This is a genomic window from Chryseobacterium shigense, assembly GCF_900156575.1.
Lineage (GTDB): Bacteria > Bacteroidota > Bacteroidia > Flavobacteriales > Weeksellaceae > Chryseobacterium > Chryseobacterium shigense.
In genome coordinates, this window is sequence record NZ_FTNY01000002.1 from 451,324 (window position 1) to 474,846 (window position 23,523).

The 23,523-nt window shown below is 37.8% G+C and carries 24 protein-coding genes and 1 tRNA gene; 9 read left to right on the forward strand and 16 right to left on the reverse strand.

What is annotated here, in order from left to right; all coding sequences use genetic code 11:
• Positions 1-21: 21 nt before the first annotated feature.
• Positions 22-759 (forward strand): ABC transporter substrate-binding protein, encoded by a 738-nt coding sequence (locus BW964_RS07465; RefSeq protein ID WP_076506107.1) that lies wholly within the window; start codon positions 22-24, stop codon positions 757-759.
• 294 nt (positions 760-1,053) lie between these two features.
• Here BW964_RS07465 and BW964_RS07470 read toward each other — a convergent pair whose 3' ends face one another.
• Together BW964_RS07470 and BW964_RS07475 are read right to left on the reverse strand one after the other, a co-directional pair.
• Complete coding sequence (locus BW964_RS07470; RefSeq protein WP_076506108.1) at positions 1,054-1,503, reverse strand: GAF domain-containing protein; 450 nt, start codon at positions 1,501-1,503, stop codon at positions 1,054-1,056.
• 13 nt (positions 1,504-1,516) lie between these two features.
• Positions 1,517-2,944, reverse strand: a complete 1,428-nt coding sequence (locus BW964_RS07475) for a nicotinate-nucleotide adenylyltransferase (RefSeq protein WP_076506110.1) — start codon at positions 2,942-2,944, stop codon at positions 1,517-1,519.
• A gap of 54 nt (positions 2,945-2,998) precedes the next feature.
• On the opposite strand from BW964_RS07475, the gene BW964_RS07480 reads away from it, so the two are divergent.
• Positions 2,999-3,766, forward strand: a complete 768-nt coding sequence (locus BW964_RS07480) for an MBL fold metallo-hydrolase (RefSeq protein ID WP_076506111.1) — start codon at positions 2,999-3,001, stop codon at positions 3,764-3,766.
• A gap of 68 nt (positions 3,767-3,834) precedes the next feature.
• Positions 3,835-3,916, forward strand: a tRNA-Leu gene (locus BW964_RS07485).
• 166 nt (positions 3,917-4,082) lie between these two features.
• Here the strand turns inward: BW964_RS07485 and BW964_RS07490 are convergent.
• The 5 genes from BW964_RS07490 to BW964_RS07510 all read right to left on the reverse strand — a co-directional run bounded on the left by BW964_RS07490 (position 4,083) and on the right by BW964_RS07510 (position 9,447).
• The gene (locus tag BW964_RS07490) at positions 4,083-4,280 is read right to left on the reverse strand and encodes a hypothetical protein (protein WP_123911930.1); all 198 of its coding nucleotides are present in this window, start codon (positions 4,278-4,280) and stop codon (positions 4,083-4,085) included.
• A 542-nt stretch (positions 4,281-4,822) separates the two neighbouring features.
• Positions 4,823-5,746: a carbohydrate kinase family protein gene (locus tag BW964_RS07495; protein ID WP_076506114.1), complete on the reverse strand. Its 924-nt coding sequence runs from the start codon at positions 5,744-5,746 to the stop codon at positions 4,823-4,825.
• Positions 5,747-5,897: 151 nt separating this feature from the next.
• Positions 5,898-6,596 carry a hypothetical protein gene (locus tag BW964_RS07500; RefSeq protein WP_228431954.1) on the reverse strand — a complete coding sequence of 233 codons (699 nt, stop codon included), beginning with the start codon at positions 6,594-6,596 and terminating at the stop codon, positions 5,898-5,900.
• Positions 6,597-6,657: 61 nt separating this feature from the next.
• Positions 6,658-8,004: an MFS transporter gene (locus BW964_RS07505; RefSeq protein ID WP_076506117.1), complete on the reverse strand. Its 1,347-nt coding sequence runs from the start codon at positions 8,002-8,004 to the stop codon at positions 6,658-6,660.
• 6 nt (positions 8,005-8,010) lie between these two features.
• Positions 8,011-9,447, reverse strand: coding sequence for a mannitol dehydrogenase family protein (locus BW964_RS07510; RefSeq protein ID WP_076506119.1), 1,437 nt, complete (start codon positions 9,445-9,447; stop codon positions 8,011-8,013).
• A 162-nt stretch (positions 9,448-9,609) separates the two neighbouring features.
• Between BW964_RS07510 and BW964_RS07515 the strand changes: the two genes are divergently transcribed.
• Positions 9,610-10,617 (forward strand): LacI family DNA-binding transcriptional regulator, encoded by a 1,008-nt coding sequence (locus tag BW964_RS07515; RefSeq protein ID WP_076506121.1) that lies wholly within the window; start codon positions 9,610-9,612, stop codon positions 10,615-10,617.
• A gap of 96 nt (positions 10,618-10,713) precedes the next feature.
• Here the strand turns inward: BW964_RS07515 and BW964_RS07520 are convergent, their stop codons facing one another.
• From BW964_RS07520 to msrB, 5 genes are all read right to left on the reverse strand, one after another.
• Complete coding sequence (locus tag BW964_RS07520; RefSeq protein ID WP_076506123.1) at positions 10,714-11,970, reverse strand: hypothetical protein; 1,257 nt, start codon at positions 11,968-11,970, stop codon at positions 10,714-10,716.
• Positions 11,971-12,237: 267 nt separating this feature from the next.
• Complete coding sequence (locus tag BW964_RS07525) at positions 12,238-13,053, reverse strand: ferritin-like domain-containing protein (protein ID WP_076506126.1); 816 nt, start codon at positions 13,051-13,053, stop codon at positions 12,238-12,240.
• 25 nt (positions 13,054-13,078) lie between these two features.
• Positions 13,079-13,792 carry a ferritin-like domain-containing protein gene (locus BW964_RS07530; RefSeq protein WP_073334164.1) on the reverse strand — a complete coding sequence of 238 codons (714 nt, stop codon included), beginning with the start codon at positions 13,790-13,792 and terminating at the stop codon, positions 13,079-13,081.
• 85 nt (positions 13,793-13,877) lie between these two features.
• A complete protein-coding gene (locus BW964_RS07535) occupies positions 13,878-14,447 on the reverse strand; it encodes a fasciclin domain-containing protein (RefSeq protein WP_083564059.1) in 570 nt (189 codons plus the stop codon).
• Positions 14,448-14,560: 113 nt separating this feature from the next.
• A complete protein-coding gene (gene msrB, locus BW964_RS07540) occupies positions 14,561-15,034 on the reverse strand; it encodes a peptide-methionine (R)-S-oxide reductase MsrB (protein WP_228431962.1) in 474 nt (157 codons plus the stop codon).
• A 190-nt stretch (positions 15,035-15,224) separates the two neighbouring features.
• Here msrB and BW964_RS07545 point away from each other — a divergent pair, with 190 nt between their 5' ends.
• Together BW964_RS07545 and BW964_RS07550 are read left to right on the forward strand one after the other, a co-directional pair.
• Complete coding sequence (locus tag BW964_RS07545; protein WP_076506128.1) at positions 15,225-15,743, forward strand: RNA polymerase sigma factor; 519 nt, start codon at positions 15,225-15,227, stop codon at positions 15,741-15,743.
• A gap of 1 nt (position 15,744) precedes the next feature.
• Positions 15,745-16,554, forward strand: coding sequence for an anti-sigma factor (locus BW964_RS07550; RefSeq protein WP_076506130.1), 810 nt, complete (start codon positions 15,745-15,747; stop codon positions 16,552-16,554).
• Between the two features lie 167 nt (positions 16,555-16,721).
• Here the strand turns inward: BW964_RS07550 and BW964_RS07555 are convergent, their stop codons facing one another.
• Positions 16,722-17,669 (reverse strand): beta-1,6-N-acetylglucosaminyltransferase, encoded by a 948-nt coding sequence (locus tag BW964_RS07555; RefSeq protein WP_076506719.1) that lies wholly within the window; start codon positions 17,667-17,669, stop codon positions 16,722-16,724.
• Positions 17,670-18,192: 523 nt separating this feature from the next.
• Here BW964_RS07555 and BW964_RS07560 point away from each other — a divergent pair.
• The 3 genes from BW964_RS07560 (at position 18,193) to lgt (ending at position 20,927) form a co-directional block, all read left to right on the forward strand.
• A complete protein-coding gene (locus BW964_RS07560) occupies positions 18,193-19,317 on the forward strand; it encodes a DEAD/DEAH box helicase (RefSeq protein ID WP_076506131.1) in 1,125 nt (374 codons plus the stop codon).
• Positions 19,318-19,407: 90 nt separating this feature from the next.
• A complete protein-coding gene (locus BW964_RS07565; protein ID WP_034741125.1) occupies positions 19,408-19,602 on the forward strand; it encodes a cold-shock protein in 195 nt (64 codons plus the stop codon).
• Positions 19,603-20,090: 488 nt separating this feature from the next.
• Positions 20,091-20,927, forward strand: coding sequence for a prolipoprotein diacylglyceryl transferase (gene lgt / locus BW964_RS07570; RefSeq protein WP_076506133.1), 837 nt, complete (start codon positions 20,091-20,093; stop codon positions 20,925-20,927).
• Between the two features lie 346 nt (positions 20,928-21,273).
• Here the strand turns inward: lgt and BW964_RS07575 are convergent, their stop codons facing one another.
• The 3 genes from BW964_RS07575 to BW964_RS07585 all read right to left on the reverse strand — a co-directional run bounded on the left by BW964_RS07575 (position 21,274) and on the right by BW964_RS07585 (position 23,504).
• Positions 21,274-21,975: a LytR/AlgR family response regulator transcription factor gene (locus BW964_RS07575; protein ID WP_076506135.1), complete on the reverse strand. Its 702-nt coding sequence runs from the start codon at positions 21,973-21,975 to the stop codon at positions 21,274-21,276.
• Positions 21,956-23,029 (reverse strand): sensor histidine kinase, encoded by a 1,074-nt coding sequence (locus BW964_RS07580; RefSeq protein ID WP_076506136.1) that lies wholly within the window; start codon positions 23,027-23,029, stop codon positions 21,956-21,958. Before BW964_RS07580 ends, BW964_RS07575 begins: the two co-directional genes overlap by 20 nt.
• 79 nt (positions 23,030-23,108) lie before the next feature.
• Complete coding sequence (locus BW964_RS07585; RefSeq protein WP_076506138.1) at positions 23,109-23,504, reverse strand: DoxX family protein; 396 nt, start codon at positions 23,502-23,504, stop codon at positions 23,109-23,111.
• Positions 23,505-23,523: the final 19 nt, after the last annotated feature.

Consider the following 23,523-nt stretch of genomic DNA (forward strand, 5'->3'; position numbering starts at 1 on the left):
TTAGGCAGACAAAGTCTGAATATGAAAGTTGTTTCTCTAGTACCCTCTATTACGGAGGCATTATTTGATCTTGGCCTTACTGAACATGAAGTCATTGGCAGAACAAAATTCTGTATCCACCCTGAACACAAAATAAAAAATGTACCGGTGATCGGCGGCACAAAAAATATCAATATTGATAAGATTAAAGCTTTACAGCCGGATATGATCCTGGCCAACAAAGAAGAAAATATCAAAGAACAGGTAGAAGCATTAATGGCCGATTTTAAGGTCCTGGTAACTAATGTAGAGAATATTGAAGATAATTACTACCTTCTTAAAACACTCGGAAATATCTTCAATAAAGAGGAAAAAGCCCAACAGTTTAACCTTAAAATCTACGATGTTTTACAACAGGCTCAACTTGATTTCCCGGTAAAAGCAGCGTACCTCATCTGGAAAAATCCTTACATGACGATCGGTTCCGATACTTTCATTCATAAAATCCTGGCTGAAATAGGCTTTGAAAATATTTTTAAGGATCAAACACGTTATCCTGAAATCCAAATGGAAGACCTGGCCGATGCGGAAGTCATTATGCTTTGTTCTGAACCTTTCCCCTTCAAAGAAAAACATATAGAGGAAATGAAGGCTTTCTATCCTGATAAGAAAATCATGATTGTAGACGGAGAGGCATTTTCCTGGTATGGAACGCACATTGCGAAGTGCGAAAATTACTTTAAAGAATTACTGGATGAAATTCACGCGATGCAACGCTGATTCCTCAACCACAAAAGTTCTTTTGACACTTCACTTATTTTAAGTTTAAAAGCTTTTTGAAAAGAAGATCACTTAAGTTGTATGAAAATCAAAGATGTTCATCATGACAAAAATTCGGCGGCACAAAATTCCCCTTCCCTGGAGGGGTGACGAAAATTCAAAGAATTTTTGACGGGGTGGTCATCCCCACTCCCTTCTCCCCTCTGCCAACAATCTCTTACAACAACCCTTTACACAAAAAAGCTCCGATTTAAAATCGGAGCTCATATTGTATATTTCTTACTAAAATTTCAATTACAAAATCTTGGAAACTTCAAGGCAAAGCCATTCCAAAAGTTCACGGTCTTCATCTGTAAAAGGATCTACCGTATGTGAATCGATATCGATCTGACCTACATTTTGTCCGTCTTTGAAGATAGGAACTACAATTTCAGCCTTTGTATCAATAGAACAGCTTAAATAATTGCTTTCCTGGTGAACATCCGGAACTACGAATGTTTCATTGGAAACAGCAACCTGTCCGCAAATCCCTTTTCCGTAAGGAATGATGGTATGATCTGTAGGAGCTCCCACGTAAGGACCTAATTTCAGCTCATCTTTATCGCCGTTTTTAAAGTAGAATCCTGTCCAGTTGAAATAAGAAATTTCCTGATCCAACAGGTGACATACTTTTTCCAGTTTCTCTTCTGTGTTATGTTTTGGACTTTCAAGAATGGAAGAAAGTCTTTTTTTTATTTCTGACATTTTATTTTGTTTTTTAGGAGAATTGTTTGAAGGAAAGTTCTTCTTTATAGCCGAACATTCCACGCTCTTTTATCATTTCCGCCACCCCTTCAGGAACCTGGTTTTCCCAGCCTTTAATGCAGCATGAAATTTTTCTCAGAATCTCTCTTGAATAAATTTCCAAAAACTCAGGATTATGATTCGTGATATCTACAATACGGTTGTTGTGTTTAAAATATTTGTAAAGTTCTTTTAGATTTTCTTCTACCTTAAGATTGGCAGAATCCAGCAATTCATGGGTCTCAGGATCTTTGTACGGGTAAAGATACACTCTCATCCCATTTCTGAAGAACTTTCCGAATGCTTCCAGAATTCCTCCTGAAAGGTCTTTATAATACTTCTCGTCAAATACCATCAGAAGGTTATTCACTCCCATGGCAACACCGATATCTCCGCTTGTGTAGGAGGCAAAATAATCAATCAGTCTGTAATATTCCGAAAAGTTTGAAATAATAACAGTATAGCCGAGTCTGCCCAGAATATCTACTCTGTCCATAAAGTCTCTTTCATCGATATCACCATCTGCCCTAAGGTTTGAAATGGTGATTTCAATCAGAACTTCTGTTTCTTCATGGGTACAGGTGGCATCTTTCTGAAACATCTCGAGACCGTTTTTAAGCATATCGATGTTCACTTTCGTTACGGGCCTGAAACTTCCTCGCACTGCAAATATATTCTTCTTGTACAGAACATCGGCAGGAAGCATATTACTTCCCTGGGAATTGAAGATTACAGCATCTGTCATCCCATGTTTTACCAATTGCAGCGACATCAACCGGTTATCAACATAGTCAAAGGCAGGACCACTGAAATCGATCATGTCAATTTCAAGACCGTCTTTGGCAATGTCGTCGTATAAAGATTCGATTAAAGTTCTGGGATTGTCGTAGTAGTTGAAAGCTCCGAAGATAAGGTTTACCCCGAGGTTTCCTAAAGTTTCCTGTTGTAAGGTGGCATCATTTTCATTAAATTTTACGTGGATCACGATCTCATTGTAATCTTCGTTCTCTTTAGTCTGGAAACGGATTCCTACCCAGCCGTGGCCTTTGAGCGTTTTGTCGAAATTAATGGTCGTTACTGTGTTGGCATAAGAGAAAAACTTTCTGTTCGGATTATTTTCCCTTGAAATCCTTTCCTCAATTAATGCTACTTCATAACGGAGCATTTTACGGAGTCGGTTTTGGGTGACATACCTGTTTTTCACCTCTTTTCCGTAAATGGCATCACTAAAATCTTTGTCGTAAGCAGACATCGCCTTAGCAATTGTACCGGAAGCCCCTCCTGCTCTAAAAAAGTGACGAACAGTCTCCTGCCCTGCTCCAATTTCTGCGAAAGTACCATAAATAGTAGGATCTAGATTAATTGTTAATGCTTTTTGTTTAGGAGTTAGTTTCTGATACATTAGGACGTAAAATTTTTCGTAAATTTACCAAAATTAAACCAACCTCAAAAGAAAATGAAGTTGAAATTTTTAGGAACTGGTACTTCCCAAGGTGTACCCGTTATAGGCTGTACATGTGAAGTATGTACTTCCAAAAATCCCAAAGACAAGCGTTTCCGCTCCTCAGTAATGATTACTACAGAGGAAAGTAGAAAAATACTGGTCGACTGCGGACCGGATTTCAGAGAGCAGATGCTCCTCAATCACGAAAATAACGTAGATATCGCACTTCTTACCCACGAGCACAATGACCATGTGATCGGGCTTGATGATATGCGTCCATTGATTTTTAAAAGTGGGAAAAACATGCCCATCTACTGCAACGAAAGAGTTGGCCAGGAGATCAAAAAACGTTTCCCCTATGCTTTCGCTGATGAAAGATATCCGGGAGCACCAGCTTTTGACCTTCATGAAATTGAAAATAAGCCTTTCCATGTTTTGGATACGGAAATCACGCCTATTGAAGTGACCCACTACAAAATTATGATCCTTGGCTATAAGTTTAAAAATCTCGCGTATATCACCGATGCCAGTTTCATTTCAGACACGGAAAAGGAAAAACTACAGAATCTGGATGTGCTGATTTTAAACTGCATCAGAAAATTTGATCCGCATCCTGCCCATTTTGTCTTACCTGACGTCATCGCCCTGTTTAAAGAGCTTAAGCCTAAAAAATTATTTTTAACACACATCAGCCACCACCTGGGACTGCATGATATTGAAGATAAGGATCTTCCGGAAGGAATGCACCTTGCCTACGATGGTTTGGAGATAGAATTTTAAAATTTTTCCTTTAAAAAGCTTTTGAACATTAAAAAAAGTTTATATATTTGCACACCGATTTGAAACAAGCCCAGTTGGCGGAATTGGTAGACGCGCTAGACTCAAACTCTAGTATCGAAAGATGTACCAGTTCGATTCTGGTACTGGGTACTAAAACCGGAAAAACAAACAGATGTTTAATTTTCCGGTTTTCTTTTTTTACCTAAGGTCCTATTTTTTCAACACTTATCCCTCGTGACCCATCCATGATGTACTGAAATAAAAGTCTATATTCAGTGTATCCGTCAGATTAAATAAAGAAAAAAACTGTACCTTTTCAATTGCAGCCTACACAATAACTCTTATCAACATATTCTTTATTCCCTCCGGATGACAGATAATAACATCCTCCTTTTTCTCCAACATAAAGCGTATGTCCATTGTATGTACAATATTCTGAACCGCTGCCGCCTCCACCTCTCTCACAAGAACTGCTGGCTAAAGCTAATAAAACGAATAAAATTGTTTTTTTCATAGTCTTAATTTTAATATCAAAATTTCTCTGACAAAAATAAATAAGCATCTTCATCAAAAAATACGGAAACCCGTAAGGTTCACCCAGGACAGATAATAATTATTTTTAAGGCTTACTCATATCCATATAAAAAGCCTTCGAATCTATTTCCAAAGGCTTTTAGTAGTCAAAAAAAATGTGTTATTGTACTATTTTCATAGACATACAGACAATTGCCAATCCTTTTTTTTGTTTGGATTTATTCCGTCATCAGATATTGCATTAAAGTATAAAAGCTTGCTACCCAAATTACTTCTAGAAGAATTAAGCCTCAATCCGTAAATATCAAACTAATGATTACCTGCCGGATATTGATTTAAATAGGAAGACTACAGATTCTTTTGGGTAGCATCAGCAAAGCCGGTGTTATGAACAACATTAACCCGAGAACTATCAAATAATAGATTTAAAAAGATCAAAACAAAGTACAAATCAATGATTTTTAAGCAGTTGATTTAATTACACTGAGAATAATTAAAGATCTATACAAAAGAAATATAACTTTAAAAGCTCAAAGCTGACAATGGATGTTTTTCTTTAAAGTGTTTAAAGTCCTCCGGCGTATATTCCGGACACGCGCCTTCCTGCGAAGTGATAAAAGCTCCTAATGAAATAGCCTGAGACATAATGTCATGAGCGGACCCTTCTTTTTGTAATCTTTTTGATAAAAATCCTGCTAAAAAAGAATCTCCGCTACCCACTGTATCTTTAACCTCAACAGGGATGGTAGGATAGAGATAAAACTGATCTTCATGAGCATACAGAGCTCCTTTACTTCCTTTTGAAACTATGATTTCGTGAATTCCAAATTTATCCTGCAGAAACCTGATGCTGTCTTTCTCATCTTTGTAGTCTTTATTTAAAAAATCAAGTACCATACGCAGTTCTGCTTTATTAAATTTCGCAAGTTGCGTCTTGTGCAGGAGTTCATTAATAATCCTGATATCGTAATAAGGTTCCCTCAAATTGATATCAAAAACATTATAAGAACTTATTTCCAACATTTGAAACAAAGTATTTTTTGATTTGTCATTCCGGGCAGCCAGTGTTCCGAAAACCAAAGCATCAGCGGTACCCAGTACTTTTTTATTTTCCGGAGTTGTTTCAATAAAATCCCAGGCTACATTTTCTACAATATCATAATGGGCATCATTGTTTTCATCCACTGTTGCAATAACTGTACTTGTTGGATGTTCTTTAGTTACCTGGATATTATCAGTGGAAATATTCCAGTTTTTAATTTTATGCAGAAGCGCATGACCCAGCTCATCATCTCCTACACTGCTGATCACCTCTACCTCAAGACCCATTTTAAAAAGGTGATAGGCCACATTGAAAGGTGCTCCCCCAATTCTACTCTTTTCTCCCGGAAATATATCCCAAAGAACTTCTCCAAAACAAACTGCTTTATATTTTTTCTCTTCCATGATCAATTCAATTCTATTTCAGACAGACAGACTCCTCCGTCCCGTTTTTATCTATCAGTAAATTACTAAAATTTTATAAGTATAATTAAAGACAAGTGGTGAAATGATGATTTAGTACTGAAAAATACCACTCTTACCATTTTTTTTATTTTTAAAATGAATAAGCCTGCACCGAGAACTGAAGGAATGCATTATTGTTCACCGGATTCCACATTCCCCATATTCCTACAGGAATTTTATATCCTTCAATGACAAAGCTTTTTGAAATGATAAGGCTTATTTCATTGAATCCGGCCTCTTTTGCAAAAAAGTTGTTCTTTTCATCATTGCTGTTATTCAGGGCAAAACCATACCCGACTCTTCCCCGTACTTCGAGATTTTCTTTTTTATAAACAGGATATTCTCCCGAAACAAAGGTTGAATACTTGTTTTCCGTATCGATACTATTCCTGTCTCTTCCGAAAACAACCGTATTCCAGCTTAATACCAAAGGTAACCGATCACTGATGGTATAAAAGGATCTCAGATCCCAGAAACGACCAGTTTCACGGGCAGAATAATTGAAATATTCTTTATTGTTATACGTCGCACCGGGAGAAAAATTATAAATATCCCACAACTCTACAACAAAATGCTTATTCTTATATCCTATATAATGGTTCAATTCCTTGTAGGAACCATCTACATGACCACCTGCCCAAAATCCTCCGTAAAAGTTTTTAAAATCCAAATGTACATCTCCTGTATATATGAGTCCGGCCGACACTTCCAAACCTCGCCATAGATGACTGTTTCTGAGCTGCAGGGCTGAATGCAGCGCCTGCGCATTTAAGCTTAAACTCCCAGTCATTATTGAGAAAAAAAATAAAAAAATATATTTAATCATAACCTGTGTTTTTAAAGAAATACGATCAGATAAGCCTGTCCTTTTCTCTTATACGGGATCCGAACAACGCATAGGCCAGCATTAATAATTCACAGATCACTGTAAGAAACCATGTCCATCTCCAGGATCCTAAAACATCAGCCAATCCTCCCTGAACAAGAGTAAAAACAGCACCGCCAAATACGGCAGAAATAAAGATTCCCGAAGCTTTTGATGTATATTTATTCAAACCTTTTATAGAAAGGGAATAAATACAGCTCCACATCGAAGAATGCAAGAGGCCGATGGCTACTAAAAACCATAAATTCTGTGTAATCATAGAGATCAGCGCAAGTATCGCTGCCAGAACCGTTGTCACTGCCAGCTGTGTTCTCGCAGAAATATTGCTGAAAAAGCTGGACACCGCCCTCCCGACAAGAAATCCACCCCAGTATAATGTGGACAATAGTGCATGAATTCCAAGATCCATTCCTCCTATAATAATGTCTGTCTTTCCAAAGAAGGTGATCGGATGTCCGGAGTCCATCAGCTCAAAGGCATACAGGTTGATATTAGCCCCGATTGCTACTTCTGTTCCTACATAAAAAAAGATCGCAAAAACGCCCAGCACAAAGTGCCTGAAAGACCAGATGCTTCTTTCCAGCTTCTCTCCTGCCACCGCTCTGGTATGAGCAAGATCGGGAAGTTGAAGCTTCCTGGTAATCATCATAATGATCAGAATACATATAATAAGGATAGAAAGAGGTAACAGCAACTGTCTGATCTCGATCTTTTCAATTGAAATGCCGCTAAACATAACAACAGTAACGAAAAACGGAGCTGAAGTAGTTCCTATGGAATTAATAGCCGTTAAAATATTCAGACGCTGCACGGGCTGAGTTCCTTTTAATTCATAAGAAGCAGCATAAGGATTTACCACCACCTGAATGATTGCAGCCGCTGTTCCCATTAAATAGGATCCGATAACAAAAATCACAAAACCAAAAGGAATTACCGCTTCTTTAATACTGAATTTCAGTTCCGGATATTGGTAACCGAACCAGGAAGAGGATAAATACATGAACAAGCCCGAAATCATAAAGAACAGCCCTCTGAGAATCGTATTTTTATATCCAAAGGCATTGACCCACTTACTTCCTAAAGTCCCGTTCAGCAAGTATCCGAGAAAGAAGAAAAAGGAAATCAGTGTTGTGAATGTATTTTTTAGCCCTCCTGCCTGACTCAGAAAGGTAAATTTCAATGGTGCCTGAAGCTGTTCGTTCACAGTAGTCAGAAACCCTACGATAAAATAAATAAAGGTGATGATAAGAAATGGAAGGATCGGTTGATCAGACTTTGATCCCGAAGGCTTGATATCAGAATGTATAATCATGGCTTTTTATTTTATGATGGATTGTAAAACAGGGCCGGTTCCTATATTTTTAATATGATCTGCAAACCGGGTGTACAGGTCGACAAATTTTGCTGATCCTTTTAAATCCGCTCCCTTAAAACAGGATAGATCCAAGAAAGCTTGAGAATCTGCATCATCAATCAATTTCTGATCCTCTGTCGTAAGCCATGGCTCTGCTACTTCATAAGAATGCCCGTAGTCATCTGTTTTGTATTTGAGATAATGTCTGTAGGACGCGACTAGAAATGCAGGCCGCGTGAGATCCATATTTTCTTTGATCATTTTAAGAAGATTGGGAATGATGTAAACCGGGAATTTGGAAATTCCGTCGAAACATAAGCGACTTACCTGATCACTGACCCGGTGATTAGAAAATCTTTCGATCAATATTTCTTTGTATTCTTCCAGATTGGTATTCTCAGGAGCAGGAACAAGAGGCGTAATATCGATATCCATAAAATTACGGATGAATTCCACCATATTCTCGTCTTCCATCGCCAGATCTACTTTACGATATCCCATCAGAAAAGAAGGATAAGATAATAAAGTGTGTGAGGCATTAAGGAGACTCAGTTTCATATTTTCAAAAGCGGTCACATCCTCTGTAAACTCTACTCCTACTTTTTCCCAGGCAGGTCTTCCGGCGATAAAATTATCTTCAATGACCCATTGTGCAAAATCTTCACAGTAGACTGGCGCCAGATCTGTCATTCCACTTTTTTGATTAAGCCTGATAACATCTTCAGCGGTAACCGCCGGAGTAATTCGGTCTACCATACTATTGGGAAAGGTTACATGATCTTTCATCCATTCCGCCAGATCTTTATCGTGAGCTTGTATGAATGCCGAAAAAGCTCTCTGAGCTGTATTTCCATTGTGCTGAAGATTGTCACAAGAAAGAATCGTAATTCCTCCATGATTTTTTATTTTTCTCCGGCGAAGTCCTTCGGCTACAAATCCAAAGACCGTCGAAGGAGAACCTGGATTTTTTAAATCATGCTGAACTTTTTCATCACTTAAAATAAATTCACCGGTTTCTTTGTCCAGATTGTATCCGCCCTCGGTAATGGTTAATGTGATTATCTTTATAGAAGGATCTGCTACTTTTTCGATTACGGCTACCGGATTTTCCACTCCCCAGATCAGCTCCCGCAGCGATCCGATTGTATAGACCTCATCCGTTCCGTTTCGTCCGCATACAGTGAGAGAATATTCAAGGTTCTGAGCTCTTAAATTGTGAACTGTTTTTTCATCAGAAGGCAATAGACAAACTCCGCAGATTCCCCACTGTTGCTGGTCTTCAAATTCCAATACTGCATTAGTATAAAACTGCTGATGCGCCCGGTGGAAATTCCCCACACCGATGTGTAAGATTCCGGTAGTGATTTTTTGTGCATCATAATGATAAGAAATGGTATTCATAGGTAAAGATTCTTAATAGATTTGTCAATGTGTTAAAACTATATTAACAATCAGTTCATCCTCCTTTTTTTTTATAAAATTTTCATTGGGAACGTTCCCTAAACACAGGGAACGTTCCCAATTGCCTATTTTTTTACTAATTTTATCAAAAAACAAAGTCCGATGAAGCGTATTACCATTAAAGATCTTTCTAAATTTCTGTCATTATCCACCTCTACCATCTCGCGGGCCTTGCTTAATGACAAAAATGTAAACGATGAAACAAGGAAACGGGTAATGGATGCAGCGGCTGAATTAGGATATAAACCTAATCTTACCGCTTTAAATTTGAAATCCGGACAATCAAAAACGATAGGGGTCGTAGTTCCGGAAATGATCACTCCTTTTTCGGCCAAGGTTCTGGAAGGAATTCAAAATGTACTGTATCCGCTGGGCTACAGACTGGTCATTACCCAATCTGATGAGAATCCTCTTAATGAAAGAAAAAACCTGCAACTTCTGGAAGGATTTAATGTCGATGGAATTATTATTAATTTATGTCATGAAACCTATAATAATGATCTGTACCAGCAAATTATCAGCCAGGGAACTCCACTGGTATTTTTTGACAGAATCCCGGATAAATCATTGAATGCCTCAAAGGTCATCGTGGATGATTATATTAACTCATCGCTCATGGTGGAATACCTGATTAAAACCGGAAGAAAAAGAATTGCTCATATTATGGGACCACAAACCATCAGGAATGCAGTGGAAAGAGCGAACGGCTATAAACGCATTATGAACAAGTATCATATTTTTGATGAAAACCTGATCATTAAAACAGAAGGAATGACCTTTGAGTATGGGAAAAGAGCAGTGAAACACTGGTCTGACAAAGATATAGAGTTTGACAGTATTTTTGCATTCAGCGATACGCTGGCAATAGGCGCAATGAATTTTCTTCTTGAAAACAACATCAAAATACCCGGTGAGGTAGCTGTAGCCAGTTTTTCAGGAACTGAATTATCTACGATGGTTTATCCTCAGCTGACCAGTGTACAGCAACCTTTGGTGAAGATGGGAGAAACTGCGGCAGAACTGATTTTAGAAAAGATCAGAGATCATTCTGCACCTAGCAAAACGGTCTTACTGGATGCGGTATTGGTATACAGGGATTCTACTTTATAAAATATTTTTCCTGGGATAATTTGTATATGAAAGGCAAAAGCCCCGAAAAATAGAGATTCTCAGAGCTTTTCCATTAAAAAATGTATTATCAAGCAATTACCATTTGATTCTCGGCAGTACTTTTTTGATTTCTTTTCCAATATTGTTTCCTGCTTTTCCCAGTTCGTTCCCCATATTGGTGAGAATCTTCACTGCTTCATGGTTTTGACCCGGCCCGTATTGAATGTCATGAACTGTAGTATTCCATGTTCTGACGATATCATTAGTAGGACCAAACTGGTTCTGTAATTCTGAACCAATTTTATTCAAACCTTTTACAATATCATTATTCTTTCCAAAGCAGCCAGAATCCCCACCTACCCCATCAGTAAAACATTTGTCAAGCTCCCTTGCCATTAATTGCCCGCCCGCACAGCCTGCAAAAACATAAGGCTGGCCACCGGAAGTCACTGCACACTGCACTACTATCTGGGCTTCTGTATTTAAATTAAGTTTGCCTGCTCCGTAGCACACCGCCGTGTTCATAAAGCTGACCTGCCCATACTGCCCTTGCTGCTGTACACAGGAAAGAAGTCTCTGAAGTTCAGGATCAGAAGATTCTCCTGCTAAGCACAACGGATATTTGCTGTAATCATTTCCATACTGTTTATAACACTTCAGTAAAGAGGCAGAGATCCGTCTTTCATTATTCCCTCCCATAGTTCCTACCAGACATAAGGCCTGCTCCTCCTGTGTTGAGGCATTTTTAACACAATTATAAATTTCATTTTCTTTCTTTCCCGCCATATGGGCTACCATACAGTCACCAAATTTCTGTCTGTCTAATGTCCCATTAAAGCCTATCGACTGATCATAGCAGCTTTTAGCGGTCTGACCGTTTGTAATCATCAGATCGCCATAAGGATTATTAGTATCTACAATTTGGCTGGGTAAAGGCTGAAAACCATTTGGTGTCTGAATCCCTACATTGGGGCTGTATGCCGGCGGCACATAATTAATCATCGGATTCGGTGGTGGCTGGATGTCTGAAAAACCTATTATCCTGCTTCCTGTCATATAATCAAGCTCAATCACATTCTTGTTGTAATCCAGGAAAAAAGCTTTCTGATACGGATTGGCAGCAGGTAACCTCAAATACATAATTCCTGAAGGGTCCCGGGAAGCCAATCCCCTGTTCATTGGATTTCCTTCCTGTATCATCATTCCATCGCTGTATAGAACAAAGGCTTGTCCATGGGCCTGATCATAAATCCGGCCCAGCAAAACCGGAGGCTGTGAGTAAAGGTCCGTAAACAAAGCAAGCAGAAAAAAGCTCACAAAAATCTTTACCCTTTTTAAATGTAGTGTTTTCATGATAATTTCGTTTTATGGTTAGTTAATGGTTGACTAAAATTCCAACTTCATGTGAAGATGATCATCTTCAGGAAATCCAGCAGTTTCATGGTCTTATTTAAACTGCTATCGTTATGAATTTCACCAGTAAAGTTCCCCTTAAAAACAAAACAAGTCAATTACCCTTTTAGGTACTATTTTCTCTGAGCAGAATTATATGGTAAAAAAAAATCCTATCCCCAGAAAGTATCTAAGGATAGGACTCACACCTAAATAATAAAAATTATGTCAGACTATAAATAAACCGGCAATAGCCTGAGCTTCACTTCCAGTTAAAATTTCATCATAAGCAGCAGATCCGGCTGCGGCTCCAAAAGCTGTACTGGTGTTAAATCCAGCCTGATTCACATTATCTTCTCCGGCATAGACCGCATTGGTAGCAGTAGGCATACTTCCACCGTTAGCCAATTCTATCCAGCCTTTATTCGCTCTCATTCTTCTCACCTGTGAAGCGTGTCTTGCTTCTACGGAATGAATTTGAAGGGCAGCTTGTAATACAGCCTTATTGGACATTACATTTCCAGCCTGTCCTTTGTACGCACGAACCCCAGTATCTTCAAAAGCCTGAGCCAGAACCAGAAATTGATTGTAGTCTGTAAAAGGCATAAAACTACCTCCAGCGGTAAAATCAAAAGTAGGTTTTGGTTTTGGTGCTTCTCCTAAGGAAGTCAATGTATTTCTAAGGAATCCTACGTGTGCAGATTCATGTTTTGAGATTTGCATAAAAACAGGTCGGTCCGAATTCGGAATCAATCCGGGGGCTGCCAGACCTAATGCGTAATATTCATTTTCCAGATATTCCAGAACCAATGCCAACTGCAGGGCATCCGTTAAAGCACTTTTAAAAAAAGTTGCGGAGGCTGCCGTATCTAAAGTTTCTGCTTTAGCAGGAGTTGCCATTAATGCTCCCAGTCCTAATGGGATTGAGGCTACCGCTGCTTTTTTACCAAATGTCGAAATATTGGTGATCGTTTCTAATCTTGTAGCTTCCGTTGTAAAGAATTTATCATTAGAAAGCTTATCTAGTAATTTAAGAATGTTCATAATTGTAGATTTTGAAAATGAATAATTAGCTGATTCCTCTTTCTTTCCATGTGAAAGGCGTTTTTATAAATCCTCCCGCAACCATGACAATATCTTTAGGCTCTTTGGCAAGATCTAATCCATTGGCATCGATGACATCATCTCCGGAAAAATCTGTAGATCCAGGATTAATGATATTTCTGATTGCTGAAGCGTGTCTTGCTTCCACGGAAACTATTTTCCCTGCAATCACTAAATAAGCCGCATTGGTAATATATTTCCCTGCACCGTTGTACGCTGCTACTCCTGTATCTTCCAAAGCCTTAGCCGTTGCAAGAACAGAATTTCTGTCGTTAAAATTCACATTGGGATACTTGAATTCAAGCGTAGGTAAAATATTGGTTGTTGCTCCCGTGATCGCTGCTTTAAAGAAGTCCCGGTGAATAACTTCGTGATGATAAAGGTCTGTAAAAAGATCTCTTTCAACACTTGAAATTCCGGAGTAAAAATTATTAACCACTTTGGTATAAAAATCAGCTTCAAGCTGTTCCAATGCATACGCGTAATTCAGAACGCCTACATCTCCGGTTCCCAGGTCAAAAACGGGACCATTGTCTGTCATTCCGAAATCATTATCATCATCGCAACCGATCAGCGTAAGTCCTGCCATAGCCAGTCCAATACCGCCCAGTTTCAAAAAATTTCTTCTGCCTGTATCCAGAGTTGCTCCCTGGTTAGAAACATTAATAGTTTTTTTCATAATATTATTGGTTTGAGTGTTATATAATTCTCAAAAGAGGAGAAAAAAACAGCATAATAAATTATGCTGTTTGAAAACTAAAACATTACGGCATCAACACCGTATCGATTACATGAATCACGCCATTTGACTGATTCACATCAGCTATCGTCACTTTTGCACTATTCCCTTTCGCATCCTGTATATATAGATCTTTTCCTTTGGTCCAGAACGTCAATCCTTCACCTTCTACTGTTTTCATCATGCTTTTTCCGTTTCCTGCTTTTACGGCAGCCCAGATGTCTTTAGCACTGTATTTTCCTGCAAGAACATGATACGTCAGGATTTTGGTAAGCATTTCTTTATTTTCAGGTTTTACCAAAGTTTCCACTGTTCCTTTCGGAAGTTTTGCAAAGGCTGCATCGGTAGGCGCCAGCACAGTGAAAGGTCCTGCTCCCTGCAACGTTTCTACCAGACCTGCTGCCTTTACTGCTGCTACCAAAGTTTTGTGATCTTTGGAGTTCACAGCATTTTCGATAATATTTTTAGATGGATACATTGGCGCACCGCCTACCATTACTGTTTTTTCTTTCATCGTTTGTGCAGTTACCTTCCCACTGAAAGCGAATGATAAAGCCACCATTCCGAATACTGCGATTTTTGAGGTTGTGTTCATTTTATTTATTTTTTAAGTTAATGAGTAATTTATTTGTGTTCTTAGAATCATTTACGAGGATAGTTTTGTTTTGGATTTAAAAAAATGATTTATTATTAAAAATTTATAATCCGTTATTTCTTTTTAGAATTGGGAACAAAATCAAGACAAACGGAATTCATACAGAACCTCTTGCCGGTAGGCTTTGGCCCGTCATCAAAAATATGCCCGAGATGAGAGTCGCATCTTCCGCACAGCACTTCACTTCTTGTCATATTATATGAAGTATCTTTTCTATATTTCACGCTATTCTTGGTAAGAGGCTGGTAGAAGGAAGGCCATCCGCAGGTTGTGGCAAATTTTGAAGTGGAAAGAAACAGTGGATTTCCACACACTGCACAGAAATAAGTTCCTTTTTCATCAAATTCATCATATTTTCCTGTAAAGGCTGTTTCCGTTGCTCCTTCTCGCGCTACCTGATAGAGTTCAGACTTTAGAATTTTTTTCCATTCCGTATTACTTACTTTCAAAGGAGTGGTTACCGTACGGGAGTAATAAGGATTTTTTGCTTTAAAATTCCCAGACTGTGCCCAGCTTTTCCCCGCCATCGTAACCAGAAAAAAAGTGAAAGCTGTTTTTATGATTAATCTTTCCATATTTTCTTATTCTAAATGATTATTTAAGATCATTTACGATGTAAAATATTTTTCGGATGTTATTTGCAGTATATATTTTATTTTATTACATTTGGAATGAAAATCATACGCTATTAAAACAACCTATTCGGAAGAAGAGCTTATCGTTTTATTACAAGAAAGAAACGAATCAGGCTTTCACTATTTATACGATCACTATGCAGGAGCCCTGTATGGGGTTGTTCTCCGAATCGTTCAGTCAAAAGAATATACCGAAGAAATCATTCAGGATGTTTTTGTAAAGATCTGGAATGCTATTCATCAGTATGATTCTTCAAAAGGCAAATTCTACACCTGGATGATCAATATTGCAAGAAATACGGCAATAGATTATTTAAAATCCAAAGGTTTCCAAAACGAACTTAAAAACCAACCGCTTCCAGATTTCGTATATAATTCTGCAGAGCTTTCAACGACTAATAATTCATCTGATTTTATTGGATTTAATAATGTACTTAAAGGTCTGGAGGTTGATAAACAAGAACTTATCGACTTAGCTTATTACCAGGGATATACTCAGAACGAAATATCTGAAAAGCTGAAGATACCCCTTGGGACGGTGAAAACCAAAATGCGGAATGCGCTGATGAAATTAAAGGATTTGCTAAAAGATTATCAATAAATTGAACACTAAAGAATACATATCATCCGGAATTATAGAATCTTATATTCTAGGTCTTGCTTCTCCCGAGGAGGCAGGGATTTTGGAGTGTGTGATGAAAAACAATGCTGAAGTATCTGCTGCTTTTGAAGAAGCACAAAAAACTTTAGAAGATTTGGCGACAAGCCAGGCCGTGACACCACCAGTAGATTTAAAATCAAAAATCTGGAAAAAGATCCAGCAGGAACAGATTACTGAAAACGTAAAACCTGCGGTGACTACAGAGATTCCTGTTGTAAGAGAACAGCAAGAGATCAGAATTCAGGAGAAAAGCAGCTGGAAAAACTATGCAGTAGCCGCTTCTGTATTATTTCTGATCAGTGCTGCAGGCAATCTTTTCTGGATGAACGACCAATCCAGAACGAAAGCAGAAATTGCTAAAATACAGAGTGAAAAAAAGACTCAGGATCTCGCCATGCAAAAAATGAATCAGAAAATGGATATGCTTTCCAATCCTGATATGCAGATGGTGATGCTGAAAGGTGTGGAAAAACATACCGATTCAAAAGCTATGGTATTTTGGGATAAAAAAACAAAAGAAGTGTATCTGACCGCTGAAAGTCTTCCAAAAGCTCCTGAAGGAATGCAATATCAGCTTTGGGCTATTGCGGACGGAAAACCTGTCAGTGCGGGAATGTATACCGAAGAAAAAGATACCAAAACACCTCTCGCTAATATTCCCAATGCGCAAGCCTTTGCCATAACTCTTGAAAAACAGGGCGGCAGTGTAGCTCCTACAATGGAGAATATGTATGTCATGGGGGCTATCTAAGACTGATTTTAACCTTATTTTTTACAACAATTTAGATTCCAGTATCTTGATAAAGTAAGATATCCAGGAAAGTATAAATAATTTTTTGAATAAATATGTTCTATTTAAGCCGTTCAATGTCCTGAATGGCTTATTTTATGACTGAACCATATTGAATAATGTCCATATCAGTTATCCTGCCGTTTGTCTCTTTTCAATTCCCTTTCCACTTCGTCTACTTCCGGTAAGGGGAAATCATAGCTTTCGGCAATGTATTTCAGCACTTCCTTATCTGTTTTTTCATTTATTTTTCTGATAAAAAGATGGTTGGTAGTCTTCAAAAAGTGAATAAGATCATCCGCAGTCTGCTTCTTTCCAAATATTGGTTTTTCAATGATCGCTCTTTTATCATCATTCACAATAAGGTCATTGAAAGAAGTATTCATCAAAACAGTCTGAAAGAAAGATTCTGCCGGCAGTAATGTGTGCAGATAATAGTCCTCAAAATTCATCACTTTTTTATTATTGGCAAGAAAAGCACAGGTATCTCTGGTAAAGATCACCCATTTTCCTCCAATGTAGGGCGTAACATCTTTCATAAATTCTCTTTTATATATAAGAGAGGAAATCTTATAAGACAGCTCGGTAAAATGATTTTGAATTCTCTGAAGGGTATCGGGACGGTAAAATTTCTGATCATAATAGAAAAGGTAATTCCTTCCTTTATTCAATGTAAGAAACTGGCGGATCACATTTTGTGATTTAAGAGGATAATCTTCACCACTTAAATTGACAAAATAATCCCATTCCTGACTTACATTAAGCAAAAACTCCATGGCATCAAGTTCGGCCTGAATCATACTGAATCCCCCGGAAACAATATTGATGCTTTCCAGAATATAGACGTTGGGAAAACGGACCAGATACATCTGGATTTCATCCGTAATCTCGTCTTTAGCTTTCCGGTCGATATGAATAAGGTAAAACTGATCTCTGGTATAGATCTTCTCAAACATAGCTTTGAATACTTCCGGCTTATGATGAATCATAATAAAGTAAGCAATTCTCACATGCTGATCAGAGTGGGACTCTAAAGTTTTTGGGTGAGGGCTGTGTGAAGGAGCGGAAGTCTGCATAAGAACGGATTTAAAATCATCCGCTTTGGGCAAACAATTCAGTTGACGTGCGGAAGCTACGAATAAATTTTTGATAATCAATTATTTAAACTAATTATTATTCGTTTTCTTTATCGTATTTTTGCAGAGCATTTATAAAAACAGGCCTCTGCCTTTTGCTATTCTGTAATAGTTTAAAATTCATTTTTCTCTTTCAGTTTTGCTTTTTCAGCTGCCCAATTAAAATTTATTTTTTTAAATAATTTTTAATACTGCTTCCTAGGTTTTCAGGTTAAAAAAAGCAGTTATAAAATTCAAGACAGTACGGATTGTATCACAATCCTGCTCACCGAATGAGAACGATACGATATTGCAAAGCTCAGCACATATATTCCCAACTGAATTTATTGTCAAAGTTAATGCAAAGTAAAATAATACCTAAAGATAATGCTTATCCCAATTGATAATCTTTATTTTCAGACAAGACAACAATTCAGATCCTAACGGATTTGGCCACTCAGAACCGGATGTCCGGTAGATTACAATGAGTTTTAGAAATTTAAATTTAATAAATCCTATAGTCCGCGCCGTTACAGAAGCCGGATATTCCAAACCTACAGAAATCCAGTACGCAGCTGTTCCTCCTATTTTAGCGGGAAGAGATTTTATAGGATATGCTCAAACCGGTACGGGAAAAACGGCAGCATTTGCTATGCCTATTCTGCAGTTACTCAAAAGAAATACACCAGATCATAAAGAAATAAGAACTTTAATATTAACTCCCACCCGGGAACTTGTACAGCAACTGGAGGAGAGCTTTAAAGTATACAGCAAATATTTACCCATGTCCCAGCTTTCTATTTTTGGAGGGGTATTATCAGGAAGCCAGCTGGCCGCTCTGAGAAAAAGAGTAGATATCCTGATAGCAACGCCCGAAAGATTGCTTAATCTGGTAAGCCAAAGGCATATTGATTTATCTAAAATTGAAATTCTGGTTTTGGATGAAGCTGACAGAATGCTTGATATGGGATTCGCAGATGATGTAAAAAAGATCTTAAAACTTATTTCTCAAAAGAGACAGACTTTATTCTTTTCTGCAACAATGCCATCACAGGTCAGAAAATTTGCGGAAACCATGATGAATAATCCTGTTGAGGTCATAGTAGATCAGATCCCGTCACCACTACAATTTGTTAATCAATCCGTTTACTTTGTTGAAAAAACCAAGAAAACCGATCTTCTGATTAATATTTTACAGGATGTTTCGATTTTACGGTCACTGGTTTTTACAAAGACCAAGCAAGGTGCCGACAGATTAGTGAAACAACTGGAACGCACAGGAATTTTCGCAGCGGCCATTCATGGGAATAAATCTCAGATTGCCAGACAGCAGGCCGTAGAAGATTTTAAGAACAGCAAAATCCGTGTCTTAGTAGCCACCGATATCGCAGCACGAGGAATTGACATCGAAGAACTTCCTTACATCGTCAATTATGAACTCCCGGACGTTCCGGAAACCTATATAAACCGGATTGAAAAGACAGGAAGAGCAGGAACCAAAGGAACAGCCGTTTCTTTTTGTGACGAAGGAGAGCGCTCGGACTTAACGAATATTCAAAAACTGATCGGGTTTATAATGCCTGTCGGAAAACTTCAATACATTCATTAAATCACAACAAAATAGATGGACTCTTTCTCAGAGAAATTTCAGAAAAAAGTCATCAAATCATTAACACAACAATTTTTAATAATAATTACAATGCAAGAAGGCACCGTAAAATTTTTCAATGAAGCAAAAGGCTTCGGATTCATTTCTCCAGCAGACGGAGGTAAAGACATTTTTGTACACTCTTCAGGATTAGATACAAGATCTATCCGTGAAAACGATAAAGTAGTTTTCGAGGTACAAAAAAGTGACAAAGGTTTAAATGCAGTTAACGTAAAGTTAGCATAGTTTGAATATACCGTTTAAACAGATATTGACTGATCAGTAGCAATACTTCTTTTTTGATGTCCGTTAAAAAAATCTCTTGCTTCATGTAAGAGGTTTTTTTGTGTAAATACCACGCTGATTTTTCTGTCTTTAATGAAAAGAATCCCTGAATTCCAGTGGAGAAACAGACATTCTGTTCTTAACTGCGGATGTCCGGAGCCCAGCTCTTCGCCAATCTGTCCGTTGGCACCTCATATTGTTTGCATAAATTTTCAATTTTTAATTTTGGGTATACAAAATTCCGAAAACACGGTGATGAAAAAGTATCGTAATATATACTGAAGATGTAAACCTATTTCTGCTCAGGATAAATATTAAGATTTCACTTTACCGGCTATTCAAAACATGATACATTCCCCCAAAATATCATAAAGTTTGATTTACATTCTTAAAAACCGTCATATCCTGCTATATTTGCCCCCGAAAAAGTAATTCTACAATCTTAATCAATGAATTTATTATATGTTAACTGGGATGTAAGTTCCGAAATTTTTAATATTGGCGGATTTCCTCTAAAATATTATGGTGTGCTATTTCTTGCCGGACTTGTTTTATGCTACAACATCTTAAAGACCATCTATAAAAAGGAGAATTTAAGCCATCAGGCCCATGACGCGCTTTTCTCTTATGCATTTATTGGTATTTTAGTGGGGGCTAGATTAGGACACTGTCTTTTTTACGATTTTGATTATTATTCCCAGCATCCGATTGAGATATTCCTTCCGATCCAAAAAGGGGTTGACGGTACTTATCAATTTTCAGGATATGCTGGACTGGCGAGCCATGGCGGTGGAATCGGACTTATCATCATGCTTCTGATTTATGCCAGAAAATTTTCTATCAAGTTTATGACGGTATTGGATGTGATTGCTATTGCAACTCCCTTAGCCGGAGCATTTATCAGGCTGGGTAATCTGATGAACTCAGAAATCATAGGAACCCCTTCTGATCTTCCATGGGCTTTTATATTCAGGCACGTAGATAATATCCCAAGACATCCTGCTCAGCTGTATGAGGCAATTTCTTATCTGCTGATCTTTCTTTTAGTCTATTTTATTTATACAAAAAATACGTTTAAGGTTGGAAAAGGTTTTTACTTTGGACTCACGACTCTGTTGATTTTCGTTGTTCGTTTTTTTGTAGAATTCATTAAGGTCGATCAGGTTGATTTTGAACAGGGAATGAGCCTGAACATGGGACAGATCTTAAGTATCCCTTTTGTATTTCTGGGACTTTTCTTTATGGTGAAAAGTATTCGGGAGAAACAAACTATGAAAGCTTCATAAGCACAAAAGATATATTTAAAAGCCTCTGAAATCCAAGGATTTAAGAGGCTTTTAAATTTTCAATAAAAAAATGGCTTAAGATTCTTAAGCCACTCCGTATTCTTCAGTCAGAATACTAACATCCACATTTATATTCTAATTATTGCAATTGGTCATCTTCTTCTTCAAACCTTTACTGATCCTTTGAATTCATTTATTCAACGATTCAAAGTTGCTGAAAATAGAGGAAGAATAAAAGAAACAGCTATCAAATAAACCTTTTGGTCTATGAAGGATCCGGAGAGCTCTGCTTTTGAAGGTCAGGAAGCCAAAGTTTGTATTTTCGGCTTACGGTCTATCCTAAATCCTAAAATTCTATTGAAGGTTTGTACGTCCTTCCGATCGGAAGTTTTTTACCATTCACCTGTATCATGCTGGCAGAACGTTCTTCAATTTTAATCTTAGAAATAATGTAGGATTTATGGATTCTGATGAATAGTTTCGGATCTAAACTTTCTTCTATCCTGCTGATCGGCATTTTTACAGTGATTGTTCCTGCTTTGGTATGGATATGAATGTATTCTCTCAAGCTTTCAATATAGAAAATATCATGAAGAACAATCTTAATTTGTTTTTTTCCGCTGCTGATAAAAATATGCTCCCGGTCGGCCGCTTCAAGAAGAGCTTCTCCGGCGTTCATCAGATACTTGAATTTGTCTACAGCTTTAGCAAATCTGTCATAGGGAATCGGCTTCATCAGGTAATCTACGATATCAAGTTCATACCCTTCCACAGCGTACTGATGATAAGCAGTAGTGACAATCACAAGAGGTGGGTTTTTCAGTTTTTTAAGGAAATCAAAACCTTTCACAACGGGCAGATGCAAATCAAGAAACATCAGATCAATGTCATGCCTGTTCAAAAGGCTTCCGGCATAAACAGCATCGGAACATTGGGCTACAAGGTGAAGTTCTTCGTCCCTGGATATAAAATTGTCCAGGATCTCAGCGGCTATGGGTTCATCTTCCACGATGATACAATTGTATTGTTTAGAAGCAGGATGAGTCATTAAAATCAATAATTAAGTTTACAGTATAACGGTCCCTTGTACTTTCGGCAGTAAGACTGTGTTTCGGATAAAGCAGCTCAAGTTGTCTGCGTATGTTTTTCAAACCTATTTTTGTAGAGTTTCCGTGCGGCTTTTCCTGTTTTGAATTTTCAATATGATAATGAAGAACTCCCTTATTTAATTTCATATCAATATGAAGAAAACTTTGCCCTAAAGTTTCAGAAACTCCATGTTTAAAAGCATTTTCGATAAACTGTATCAGGATGAGCGGGGAAATTTTCTGAGAAGGGTTATCCATCTCTTCATTAAAACGAATCACCAGATCACGATGACGGATCTGTTGGATCTGAAGAAAATCTTTGATGTTCTCTATATCTTTATCAATGGAAATATACTTTTCAGTGGCTTCATAAATATTATACCTCATCACTTTGGAAAGCTGCAGGATGACATCAGGTGTTTCGTCTGCTTTTTTAAGAGCCATTCCATAAATATTATTAAGGGTATTGAAAAGAAAATGAGGGTTGATCTGTGCTTTCAGCATGGTAAGTTCCTGATCCAGTTTTTCTGCTTTTAACAGCGAAATCTGTTCTTTTAAAAGATTTTTTTGCCTTGTAATTTCCACCCCAAAAATAAGACCCGCCATGAAAATAAGGTCCATAAAAGAGTTGAAAGCCACCAATCCGTTGATCAACCCTGAAGGCTGTTTTCCATCAAGCGTTTCCGTTACTCCATAAATGTGCGGATAAATAATAAAGTGAGTGAAGAATCTGTGAACGAGAACGGCAGCCACAATAATACAGCCGTAAATAATATAGCTGATCAATCGCTTAACCCCTGTTTTTTCGTATACATAAAGCAGCGAGTATGCCAGTGGCATTTTAATCAGGAGATAGCCAAGTTCCAGAACAATGGTATTCTGAAGCCTTATTTGCCATTCCTCACCCGGAAACTGGTACCTCGACCAGTAAAAGTCCAGATACACTTCCAGAATATAGTACAGGATCCAAAAGAGCAGATGAACATATAATTTTGATTTTCTGTCTGACTTCAAGTGTGATAGGATTTACCACGCAAAATACCATCTTTAGGTGGAAAATAAAAATATAAACCTTCCAATCGAAAGGATCGGTCTACAAACTGCTTTTTACTTTCTTTGACGATGGACATTCCGTAAAGACCAACTGTAAAAAACAACAGATCAACAGCACATTGAATTCAATTCCATTGGTTCCGCCACCTACAACATACCACCCATTTTGCCAGTGGATAAAGTAGATTCCTAAAATAAGAATCGGAATATTGAATAAAGCTACCCCTTTTACATACCGATCTGACCAGATCAGAATTACTGAAAAAAGATGAATGAGTTTCACCGCCCAGGCCAGATAAAGCCCGAAAGGTCTGAAACCTATAGTATCAAGATACAGTCGTCCAAAATTATTAACATCACCACTGAAAATAGAAACCACACTGTGCATCAATAAGATAACAGCAAGAGCAGAACGGATATAAAAATTCTTTTTCATGAATCCAAATTAAAAAAAC